Here is an 11,104-nt window from a genome sequence, read left to right on the forward strand (position 1 = left end):
GCCGCCCTGCGGCTTTACTGCGCCCGCTTCGGGCTGTCCTTGCAGCCGGTCATCGCCGCACTGCTCGCCGCTCCAGGTCGTCGCCAGCAGGCTTGCCGCTGAGAACGGAATTGTTCAGGGCGGACTAGGTAGGCGTGCCGCCAGCCGAACGCGGCGATCAGCGCCGTGGCCAGCGGCGGCATCACCAGCGTGCCCACGCCGATGCCGCTGACGGCAATGCCCGAGGCGAAGCCGCGCCGCCGCACGAACCAGCGCTGCACGGCGCCGATGGCCGGCACGTACGACAGGCCGACACCCAGTCCCACGCCCAGGCCGTAGGCGAGGTACACCTGGGTGAGGGTTTGCGCGACGCTGGCCAGCGCCAGGCCGGCGCCGGTCAGCAGCATCCCGAGCACGGCCAGCGTGCGCGAGCCCCAGCGGTCGGCCAGCGGCCCGCTCAGCACGCCCAACGCGAAGTACAGGAATCCGGCCAGCGAGAACACCAGCGACACCGAGCCGCGAGACGCGCCGAACTCGGCCTGCAGCGGCGCCAGGAAGGCGCTGAAGGTGTAGGCGCAGCCGAAGCCGACCAGGGTGACGGTGAAGGCAGCGGCGACCACGAACCAGCCGTAGAAGATGGTGCCGTTGCCGCCGCGTGCCTGGGTCATCGCGCCATTCTGGTCCGCGCCGGGCGGCTGCGCCAGCCGTTTCCGGACGCATGCGTCGGCAGACAGCCGGTGCCGCCGGCGATTCGCTACCCTAGCGGCTTGCTACAGACAATCAAGTCCCGATAACCATTGTCGTGGTCATGAATGAACGCAATTTCGTCGATGCCAACCGCACCGAGAAACTCTCGCCATTCGGTGGGCGTGAAGTTGTGCCCTCCTTGCGTCAGCAGAAGAACATACAGCGAGAGCAGGATGGCGCTGGAGGGGCCGCGCCGATCCTCGTCCAGCAAAGTCTCACTGATCAGCAGCTTGCCGCCGGCCTTCAACTGGGACCAAGCGTTCTCCACGATGACTTTCCGCTTGGCCTCGTCCCAATCCCCCAAAACGGCCGACAGGACGACCACGTCCGCTTTCGGAAAGGCGCCGAGCGAAAACATGTCCGCCTCGATGCATTCAAGTTGATCTCCCAAGTGCTTCGCAAGGTGTTTCCTGGCGTAATCGATGGCCTCTTTCCTGTCGAAGACAGTCACCCGCGAACCGGGAAGCCTGCTCACCAGCTCCAGCGACACCTGCCCACCGCCACCGCCGATGTCGTAGATCCGCGGTTCGAGCGGAAACTCGACGAGTTCAGCCATTCTTTCCCCAACGCCGACACTGAACGAATTCATCGCTCGCATGAATATCTCGTACTCGCCGGTGCCGGCCGCCAGAGATTCATAGAGATCTTCGCTGCCGGCCGCGCCCTGGCCGTTCCGGCCCAGCTGGGGTTTTCCAGACAGGATGGCATCGCCGAGATAACGGAAGGGAACGTAGGCGTGACGGTGATGGTGCTGGATTCCTGCCACGAGACTGCTTCTCACATCCGACAACAGGAACTTCCGGGCAACCTCCGTCGCACGGAACAACCCATCCGGACCTGCATCGATCAAGCCCAGGTTGACGAGGACCAGAAGCAGCCGCTGCATTCCGCCTTCGCTGGCACACCCCGTGATGCTGGATATTTCCAGCGCACTTCGAGGCTTCTCGTTGACGATGTCGAATATTTTCAGGTCGACGGCTGCGAACAGGATGCTTGACAGCATATATCCGTTCGTCAATGAGGTGAGCTTCTGGAGAGCATCCTCGCCATCGAGCTTTCCTTCGGAATAGTCAGCTTGTCTCATGTGTTCCTGCCCCGGTAAGTGGCGTCGATCGAAAAAACTCAGAGCTTAAAAAGAAGCTTCAGGCCAACGGCCAAAAGAACAAGGCCGGCAAGCCTTGTAATTCCCCGCATCAGCCGCGGACCCGCCATCCGCGAAGAGGCATAGCCGACTCCGCCATAGAACGTGTATGCCATGATGTCCAGCATCACGGTGATCGCGGCGAAAACAAGGATCTGGTGATACAGGCTCTCGCCGGGCTGCATGAACTGGGGCAGCAGGGCGCCGAAATAAAGAATAGCCTTGGGGTTCGATATTTCGATGGCGAAGGATTTGAGCGAGGATTGAAACCGGGAAGCTCTTGGCCCGACCAGCTTCATTGCAAGCGCGTTTGCACCCTCGCCGGCGCCGCCGGAAGCAAGGAACAGCCTGCCTCCGAGATAGACAAGATAGGCGGCGCCGGCAATTCTTATTCCCTGGTAGACGCCCGGGTAGTGGGTGATGAGATTGGCAAGACCCGCCGCAGCGAGCAGAAAGTAGACAAGGTTGGCAACAATGATTCCTGCCACGCAGGGGAATATATAAGTTCGTCCGTAGGACGCCGCATTGGACATCACAAAGACCGCGGCAGGGCCGGGCGTGAAGCACGAAACAGCGGTCGTGATGGAGAATGCCGCTAGTGAACTGGCGTCCATGGCTTCGGATACGGTGAGCCGGTCAATGGTGCAGCCGGAGCATATGAGCTTGACGGTTCCATGCTGCGACTCTTTTCAATCTCTTTTTTTGATCTGACGCAGGCGCCAGGTGGCGGCCCGGTGTTCCCCATGCGCATCGAAAACTTCGTCCCACCGGCCGGTTCGCAGAAGCAGGACGCGACGAGAAATAAGGACAGCTTCCTGAAGCAGTTGACCATAGTCGAGATGCGGCGCGCAGATCCAGGTACCGGCGCGTGCTTGCGATTCGAAATCGTCAATGGCGCAATCATCGCAGCAAACTGCGATTCCCGACCAAATCGGTCCCTCCTGGCGCAGCCGCTGACCTACGGCCACATGGGCCCCAAGGTAAACAACCACGCAGCCCGCTCCCTGCTCAGGATCATCGGACGGGGGTGCGTCAGGCAGCGTGCGGCCAGTTGCTGCTTCAAGGACGCGTCGCAAACGATGAGCATATGCCGAGCCGTCCGACCACACGCTGAGCCTTCGTCCACCAAGCGTCTCGCGCAGAAAAATTGCAATTTCATGGACTTGCTGCACCTCGTCAGCACAAAGGCGGAACACGCCCTGGCCATCTGCAAGCCCCGCGGCCGTTGATGCGGGCAGCAGAAGCGGTATGCCTGCGCTTCTATAAATCGGCATCGCCGTTCGCGCGCAATCACTATTGAAATGCCCGATGACAACGTCGGCGCCGCCTTGCACGACCATCGCTGCAACGCGGGCTGCGACAGCGGGGTCTGCTTGATCGTCCACCAGTTGAAACTCCAGGTCGGGGGCCGTCGCGAAGGCGGCCACGGCGCCGCGGATCATGTCGCCATAGGCCGCGCGCGGCCCCGTGAGCGGCCCCGGCACCGCGACCTTCAATCGACGCATGACACCGCTTCCGCAATGTCCGATGAAATCGGCGGGAGGCTCGGGGCCATCGCGGGATCAAGTTGGCGATCGCGCTGGATGAACCCTCCTGTGCCATCGATGCCGGCTTGGTCCCCCAACCCCAGCAAGGCGAGAATGCGCTGTGCGGTTTCGGGAACAATCGGCATGGCCAGGCGCGCAAACACCGCCATTGCCCAGAAATTCAGCGCCACCGTCGTTCGGTGGTGATCCTTCGCGGCCGCGCCCGTCTCGTGCCGGCAGTGCGTCGCAAAAAATTCATGGGCTCGCTCGACCAGTTCCTCCAGGCGACGCGTTGCCGCCTGCGGAGAGAAGCCGCTCACCTGGTATGCGCGCTCCGCGCCCTCGGCCAGGTAGCGCACCTCCTGATGGAACGCCATGTGTTGCTGCGACCATGCGCCGGGCTCTGGAATCATGCCGCCGTACTGCTGCGCGAGGTGCGCGAGGGTGCTGGTCAGCCATCCGGCGAGCCGGCCGGCGAAGAAGGTATTTGTTTGTTCGATGAAGCGGTCGAGGTCGAAGTCTTCGTTCCTCAACTCGGGGCGCACGCGTGAAAGCCCCCACCGCGCGTAGTCAGAAGGGATGTGGGCCAGCAGCTTGCGGCCCCAGATCAAGTGACGGCGGCTGGTGGAAAACTTCTCGCCGCGCAGGAACAGCAGCTCGTTGACGACATGGTCGCCGGGCACGTTCACATCACCGCCGAGCGCCATGTAGATCGCCGGAAAAAGCAGTGTGTGGTAATACGCATTATCGAAGCCGTAGAAATGCACGATGGAGGATCCGGGGTCTGCAAAAAACGGCCGCCCCGAACTCGCCTGCAGATCGGCCGCGAGGTAACCTGCCGCCATCTCGAACCAAACATAGATGACCTGGTCTTCGAACCCCGGCACACCTGCCGGCATGCCCCAGTCCGAGCGATGGGAGATGCAGATGTCGGGGAGACCGTCCGCCAGCATGGCAACGCTGAGCGCACGGGCGCGCGCCGACATATTGCTTCGCGCGACCAGTTCGGCCAGTTGCGGAGCAACCGCGGACATGCGGAAGTACAGCTTACAAAGGCGGCGCCGGCCAAGCTCCACGCCAGGCAGCGTCGGGACAGGGTCGGCGAGATCGATGCAATCGTTCGGCCGGCCGCACTGCTCGCAGGCATTGCCATCGGAGCTACAACCGCAGTGGGGACAGCCGCCCTTGACGTAACCCTCATGCAAGCTGAAGCCCGTGTTCCGGTCATAGAGCTCTTCAACGGTCTTTTCGACGATCATCCCGCTATCCAGCAAGCGGGAGATCATGGAGGAGAGCTGCTCGCGGTAGATGACCGAGCCCTTGGGCGAGGAGAAGAAGTCGAGCGGGATGCCGGCCTTCGCCCATGTTTCCCGGATGCTGCGCGCGTAGTCCTCGGCAACGGCCTCAGGTGCGCGACTCTCCATGCGGGCGATCCGCTTCACGTAGGTCTGGTTGTCGTCGCGGCCGGTTACATGGATCGCATCCACATTCTTTTGCCGCAGGTAGCGCCGGTATATGTCGGCGCCGAGGTACGGACCGGAAAGGTGGCCGAGGTGCAGGTCGCCGTTCGGCGTCGGAGGCGTCGAGAAGATCAAGACACGGTCCGGCAAGGGGGCAGGCGCGGCATGGACATCCTGCCCGCCCCAGTACAGCGCCACGAACTCCAGGCGCTCGTCGTCGGACAGGTTGCGCAACGCATGGCCGGCGAAAGGCCGCAGGAAAATCACGTCCCCCGGCCCGACATCGCCGACGTGCCGGCCGTCGACGTCAAGCCGGCCTCGGCCGCGCACGATGACGAAGATCTCGGACTCGTGATGGCGATGGAACACGGACAGCTGGCAGGGTTCCAGCACACATTCGCTGCCGCCGGCCTCGCTAAGCGGGATCTGCAGGGTACGGCATGCCATGCCGTAGCTCGTTTCCGGCGGACTCTTCTTTATCAGCATGTGCTTGCCTCTTGCGCCAGCAGCCTGGCGGTGCGGCGCGCCAACTCCGGCGCGAGCTTGAATCCACCTCCCGAGAAGCCGCTGATCACCGCCAGCGTGCGCGCCTCATCCACGAAGCGGGCAGTTCCCAGGCCCCCCTCGGAGTAGCAGTCGAAACTGGCGTACGAGCCTTCCCGCCCAGCGTCCGCTACCCACTTGAAGCGACGTCGTCCCATTGCATCGATCACGTCGCTATGGCTTGCAATGCCCGCCACGGGGCGATCGTGAAAGCGGATATCGTGCGTCGGGCAGCCAATCAGGAAGCGCCCATCGTCGTGCGGCCGGCCATTGAGCTGGTTCACGTCGTCGATCCACGCGGGGTGATCGCGGGGGGGCGCTGGCGGCCTGCGGATGTCGACCTGGATGCGTTGCGCCCACAGCGCGTGCGGTATGCGGTGCTGGTCGAGAAAGGACGGGGTGTGCGGTCCCAGCGCGAGCACCACGCGGTCAGCGAAAAGCGTGCCCAGTGTGGTCTCGACTCCGGCATACCGATCGCCCACGCGGACGAGCTTGTCGATCGCCGTGCCCTCATGAACGACAGCGCCCAGTTGGCGCGCCGCCCGGATGAAGGCGCGCGTAACCTGAGGGGGCGACATGTACCCTGCTCCGGGTTCGTGTATCGCGGGGCCATCGGCGTGCATCTCCGGATGAGCGGCGCGCACGCGCTCTGCCTCCAGCCATGCCATGGGCACCCGCGGTGCCAGCCGGTTCATCTGCCCGCGCGCGGCCACCTCGGTGCCTGCCGCCGGAAAATAGAGCAGGCCTGTCTGCGTGAACGTGCACGGCTCACCGACAGATGCTTCGAAGTCTCGGTAGAAGGGGTAGCTTGCGGCTGCGAGTTCGCTCAGGCGCTCGTCGGCGTGGAAGACACGCACAAGGCCGCCCGAATACGCCGTGCATCCTTGCGCGATCACACCCCGTTCAGCCAGGCCCACGTGCAATCCGAGCTTGGCGAGCGCATGCAGCACGGCAGCGCCGATCACGCCTCCGCCCACGACGAGAACGTCGTAGCATGGTCTAGACGGCATGCCGTACCTCTTCCAACTGGGAGACATCCTGGTTCTCCCGGCGCGCCACGATGTCCTGGAGAATTTCTTGGCTACGGGTAGGTAGCGCGGACAGCAGCGTGACGGTGAAGCCGTGCTGGCTTTCTGAAGCCCCCTGCAGGTAGATGCGACCTCCGATCGGTGCATTTGTCTTCACCGCGTAGCTTCGGTCCAGGGTCACCTGGTCGGGAAAATCGCCGCTCATGTAGGGTGTTACCGCTGGAACGATCTCGGTGAGCGATGGCGGGTGGTAACCCGTAGCCATCACGACAGCGTCGAACCTTTCCTCCGTCACGCCTCCGCCATGCAGGTCGCGAATCCCCGCAGTCACCAGGTCGGCCTGGGAGCTCAAGGCCTCGAGCCGCGACAGTCGCCGCATCCTCAGGCGCTCGCGTCCCCGAACCTTGTCGCCATAGGCCTTGCGATACAGCTGCGCGATCAGGTCGGAGTCGACCACCCCATAGTTGGTATCGGCATGGCGCTCCAGCAGGAAGGACTTGACGTTGTCTGCCGCCGCATAGAACAGATCTACCGATCTCGAATCGAATATCTGGTTAACAAAGTGGCTGTCGTCGGCTGGCTTGTATCCGAAATTCGGAAAGACGGCGACGATCTCGGCGCTTTGGTAGCGGTCGTACAAATGATTGACGATCTCCGCCGCGCTCTGCCCCCCGCCCACGACGAGGAAGCGCCTCGCGCGCTGCGGATCAATGCGCTTGATCAGGCTCAGGAAGCTCGAGCTGTGCACGACGTTGCCCGACTCGGCGATGCCCTTGGGCAGCTTTGGACGCAGACCTGTGCCGAGCACAAGGTTCTGTGTGGAATACACCCCGACGTCCTGCGTGTCGCGGTGGCGCACGACGACTTCCATGCACTGCCTACGGTCGCGGTTCACGCGCAGGCGTACTTCTTCCACCTGGCAGTCGTAACGAGCGCAATTCGTCAATTGCGAGGCCGCCCATTCCAGGTAATTGGCGTACTCCACGCGTGTTGGATAGAAAGTTTTCAGATTGATGAAATCTTCCAGGCGGCCACACCGCTTCAGGTAATTGAGAAAACTGAAGCTGCTCGTAGGATTGCGCAACGTCACCAGATCCTTGAGAAACGAGATCTGCATCGTTGCGCCATCGATGAGCATGTCCTTGTGCCATTGAAAGCCAACCCTCTGCTCGAAGAACATCGATTGCAGAGCCCCGTGGTTCCCGGCGCGCTCCTGGCTTTCGTTGAACTCGCGGATGCAGATGGCCAATGCGAGATTGGATGGCCCAAATCCAATTCCCAATATATCCAGCATGCGGGGCACTCCAAGCCAAATGTACGAATTTTGGATGTCACCCATGAACTCGCACGCCACCCGAAGGAAGTCAATTGAGCCGGCATACCGGCGCGCTCTTTTCAATTGGCTGCTTAATTTAGTGGCGCGATTCTAGCCGTCAAATCAGGCAGCCTATGATTGGCATTTAAGCCGAATTTGACGGGCTAATTTGCCACTGAGCAAAGCAATCTTCCTGTCAAAGGCTTCCGCGCAGCACCGCCGCGATGCGCGCCGCCGAAGGCACTTCCAGGATGGAGTAATGGTCGGCGTCAAGGGAGGTCACCGTGCTGGCCTCGCGCCGCACCGTCAGTGCCAGCCACTCGGAGCGCGTGGCGCCATCCGCGCTGTCCGCTTCTTTCGCGGCCCAGAACACGTGCAGCGGTGCGGCAACTTTCACCGGCGCGAACTGCCGCAGCGCCTCCATGTGGCTGTGCGTGGCGGCGATCTGCATGCGCACGTAGTCGACGGTGCCGTCGCGCGCCAGCGCATCGAACGGCGGCTGACCGGCATCGATGAAGCGCAGCAGCTGTTCCACGCCCAGCCGCTGGCCCATGGCCTGCAGCGCGGGCAGATGGCCGCGCACAGCCGCGTTGCGTGAAGCCAGGCCGCGCAAAACGGCCCATGCGGCATCGCTGGATGCAGTGGGTGCGCCGCTGCTGGTTTCGGCCGGATGCGTGTCGATCAATCCAACGCTGCGTACCGCATGGCCGCGCTGTTCAAGCCGCTGCGCGACCATCAGCGCAATCAACCCACCCATGGACCAGCCGGCCAGCGCGTACGGGCCGGGATGGGCCTGCAGGATCCACTCGGTGTAGCGGTCGGCCAGGGCCTGCAGCGAATCGGTATGCGCATCGCCCGACGGCGGCAGCGAACGCACACCGAACACGTCGTACGCCGCATCCACTTGCGCGGCCAGCGGCGCGAAGGCGTTGATCTCGCCGCCTGCGCCGTGGATCAGGAACAGCGCCGGCTTGGTGGCGGCGTCTGCCTCGCGCTGTCGTCCGAAGCGCGCAATGCCCTGGGCCGCCTGCTGGCCGTGATCGAGCATGCGTGCGAGCGCGGCGATGGTCGGATGTGCCAGCAGCGCGGACACCGGGACGTCGATGCCGCGTTGCCGCGCACGGGCGGCGACGCGCACGGCCAGCAGCGAATCGCCACCGAGCGCGAAGAAATCATCGTCGATGGCCACGCGCTCCAGGCCCAGCACGTCTGCCCAGGCCGCCGCCAGCGCCGCTTCAGTCGGCGTGCGCGGCGCGCGTTCGCCGGGCGTACTGCGCGGCGCCGGCAAGGCGCGGAGATCGGTCTTGCCCTGGACAGTGAGGGGCAGGCGGTCCAGCACCACGACGTGCGCCGGCAGCATGTGCGCGGGCAGGCACTCGGCCAGCGCGGAGCGCAGCGTGTCCGCGTCCAATCCGGCACCGGCTGCATAGGCCACCAGCGCGGGTTCGCCGGACGCGCCCTCGCGCGCCATGACCAGGGCCGCGGTCACGCCGGGCAGCGCCATCAGTGCGGCTTCGATCTCGTCCGGCTCGATGCGGAAACCACGCAGCTTCAGCTGCCGGTCGGCGCGGCCGATGAAGTCGAGCGCGCCGTCCGCGCGCCAGCGCGCCAAGTCGCCCGTGCGGTACATGCGCGAGCCGTCTGCCGCGAACGGGTCGGGCAGGAAGCGTTCGGCCGTCAGCGCCGCGCGGTGCAGGTAGCCGCGCGCGATGCCCTCGCCCGCGATGTAGACCTCGCCCGCGACGCCGATGGGCACCGGCTGCAAGGCGGCGTCGAGCACGTGGATGCGCGTGTTGGCGATGGGGCGGCCGATCGGTGGCGGCTGCGTGTCGCCTGGTGCATACGCGTGGACGGCGGCATAGATGCTGGCCTCGGTCGGCCCGTACGCGTTGAAGAACGCGCGGCCGGACGCCCAGCGTTCGGCCACCGAAGCCGGGCAGGCGTCACCGCCGGAGACCAGCGTGTGCAGCGCCGGTAGGGACACGTCGTCCATGGCATGCAGCACTGCGGGCGGCAACAGCGCAACGCCGATCTCCATCTGCGCCAGCGTCTTCTCCAGCGCACCGCCGGGCAGCAGCCGTTCGGCTTCTGCAAGGCACAGCCGCGCGCCATGCGCCAGCGCCATGCCGATTTCCCAGGCCGAGGCGTCGAAGCCGAGCGAGGCGAACTGCAGCACGCGGTCGCCCGGTTGCACGCGGCCGGTGAGCGGCTGCGCATGCAGCAGGTTGGCCCAGCCGCGGTGGGTGACGGCAACCGCTTTCGGCACGCCAGTGCTGCCCGAGGTGTAGACCAGGTAGGCGAGATGGTCCGGCTGCGCGAGCGACGGCAGGTTCTCCGAAGGAGACTGCGCGATGCCCGGCCAGTCTGCATCCAGCGCGAAGCCGGCGATGCCCTGCTCTTTCAGCGGCAGGCGCGCGAGCTGTCGTGCGTCGCCGACCACCAGCGCCGGCTTCGCGTCGCCAAGCATGAACACGAGCCGCTCCTGCGGAAATGCCGTGTCCAGCGGCAGGTACGCGCCGCCCGCTTTCAGGACGGCGAGCAGGCCGACGACCATGTCGAAGCCGCGCTGCGCGCAGACGCCGACCAGCACGTCCGGTCCCACGCCCTGCGCGCGCAGGTGCCGCGCCAGCCGGTTGGCGCGTTCGTTCAGTTCGCCGTACGTGAGCAGCGTGCCTTCGGACTGCAGGGCCACGGCGCGCGGATGCGCGGCGGCCTGCTGCTCGAAGCATTGCGCCAGCGGCGGCCCCTGCGGCGACGGTGTTGCCGTGGCGTTCCACTGGCGCAGCAGGTGCAGTTCGGTCTTCGGCAACAGGCCAAGCGCCCCCATGGCGCTTGACGGCGCCTGTTCCAGCGCCTCGGCCAGCTGCGCCAGCGCCGCTTCCAAAAACGCCAGCACGCGCTGCGGATCGATCTGCGCCGCGCAAGCCGCCGCCAGCCCGAAGCCGTTGCGGCCGCGGTCCTCCACGTCCATCACCAGGGGGTAGTTGGTGCGCTCCTCGCTGTGCAGCAGCCGCGTGCCCTGCCACAGGCTGGTGCCCGGCGCCTGCCCCACCGCGCCATGCCGGAAGTTCAGCAAGGCGGTGAACAGCGGCAGGGCAGGATCGGCGCCGCTCGCGCGCTGGGCCAGCGCCAAGCTGGCCTGCTCGTGCCGCAGCAATCCGCTCAGGCTGGCCTGCGTGCGGCGCACCGCCTCTTCCACGCTGACGCCATCCAGGCGCACGCGCACCGGCAGCGTGTTGATGAACATGCCGAGCGCGCGATCCGCGCCCGCCGTTCCTTGCGAGCGGCCCAGCAGCACGGTGCCGAACACCACGTCGCGCCGCCCGCTCGCCAAGCCCAGCACCTGCGCCCAGGCCAGGTGGAAC

General features: G+C 65.1%; 7 protein-coding genes and 1 pseudogene. All 8 read right to left on the minus strand.

The window, feature by feature from the left end:
• Nucleotides 1–128 precede the first annotated feature (128 nt).
• Nucleotides 129–647 (minus strand): annotated as a pseudogene (locus H0U68_RS00275) (MFS transporter); the annotation flags it as partial.
• An 86-nt stretch (nucleotides 648–733) separates the two neighbouring features.
• Nucleotides 734–1,810 carry a methyltransferase gene (locus H0U68_RS00280; RefSeq protein ID WP_296351978.1) on the minus strand — a complete coding sequence of 359 codons (1,077 nt, stop codon included), beginning with the start codon at nucleotides 1,808–1,810 and terminating at the stop codon, nucleotides 734–736.
• A 38-nt stretch (nucleotides 1,811–1,848) separates the two neighbouring features.
• Nucleotides 1,849–2,481, minus strand: coding sequence for a LysE family translocator (locus H0U68_RS00285; RefSeq protein ID WP_296351980.1), 633 nt, complete (start codon nucleotides 2,479–2,481; stop codon nucleotides 1,849–1,851).
• A 75-nt stretch (nucleotides 2,482–2,556) separates the two neighbouring features.
• On the minus strand, nucleotides 2,557–3,372 hold the full coding sequence (locus H0U68_RS00290; protein ID WP_296351982.1) for an ABC transporter substrate-binding protein: 816 nt from the start codon (nucleotides 3,370–3,372) through the stop codon (nucleotides 2,557–2,559).
• Nucleotides 3,360–5,339, minus strand: a complete 1,980-nt coding sequence (locus H0U68_RS00295) for a class I tRNA ligase family protein (protein WP_296351983.1) — start codon at nucleotides 5,337–5,339, stop codon at nucleotides 3,360–3,362. Before H0U68_RS00295 ends, H0U68_RS00290 begins: the two co-directional genes overlap by 13 nt.
• The gene (locus tag H0U68_RS00300; protein ID WP_296351985.1) at nucleotides 5,333–6,406 is read right to left on the minus strand and encodes an FAD-dependent oxidoreductase; all 1,074 of its coding nucleotides are present in this window, start codon (nucleotides 6,404–6,406) and stop codon (nucleotides 5,333–5,335) included. The genes H0U68_RS00295 and H0U68_RS00300 overlap by 7 nt, the downstream gene beginning before the upstream one ends.
• On the minus strand, nucleotides 6,396–7,718 hold the full coding sequence (locus H0U68_RS00305) for a SidA/IucD/PvdA family monooxygenase (protein WP_296351986.1): 1,323 nt from the start codon (nucleotides 7,716–7,718) through the stop codon (nucleotides 6,396–6,398). Before H0U68_RS00305 ends, H0U68_RS00300 begins: the two co-directional genes overlap by 11 nt.
• A gap of 217 nt (nucleotides 7,719–7,935) precedes the next feature.
• The coding region (locus tag H0U68_RS00310) for an amino acid adenylation domain-containing protein (RefSeq protein WP_296351988.1) at nucleotides 7,936–11,104 on the minus strand (3,169 nt) is incomplete at its 5' end.

This window comes from Ramlibacter sp., from assembly GCF_013697775.1.
GTDB lineage: Bacteria > Pseudomonadota > Gammaproteobacteria > Burkholderiales > Burkholderiaceae_C > Ramlibacter.

What these genes read in the sequence shown, in the direction of transcription:
- H0U68_RS00280 (WP_296351978.1), bottom strand. Translation starts at nt 1,810, where the DNA reads ATGAGACAAGCTGACTATTCCGAAGGAAAGCTCGATGGCGAGGATGCT.
- H0U68_RS00285 (WP_296351980.1), bottom strand. Translation starts at nt 2,481, where the DNA reads ATGGACGCCAGTTCACTAGCGGCATTCTCCATCACGACCGCTGTTTCG.
- H0U68_RS00290 (WP_296351982.1), bottom strand. Translation starts at nt 3,372, where the DNA reads ATGCGTCGATTGAAGGTCGCGGTGCCGGGGCCGCTCACGGGGCCGCGC.
- H0U68_RS00295 (WP_296351983.1), bottom strand. Translation starts at nt 5,339, where the DNA reads ATGCTGATAAAGAAGAGTCCGCCGGAAACGAGCTACGGCATGGCATGC.
- H0U68_RS00300 (WP_296351985.1), bottom strand. Translation starts at nt 6,406, where the DNA reads ATGCCGTCTAGACCATGCTACGACGTTCTCGTCGTGGGCGGAGGCGTG.
- H0U68_RS00305 (WP_296351986.1), bottom strand. Translation starts at nt 7,718, where the DNA reads ATGCTGGATATATTGGGAATTGGATTTGGGCCATCCAATCTCGCATTG.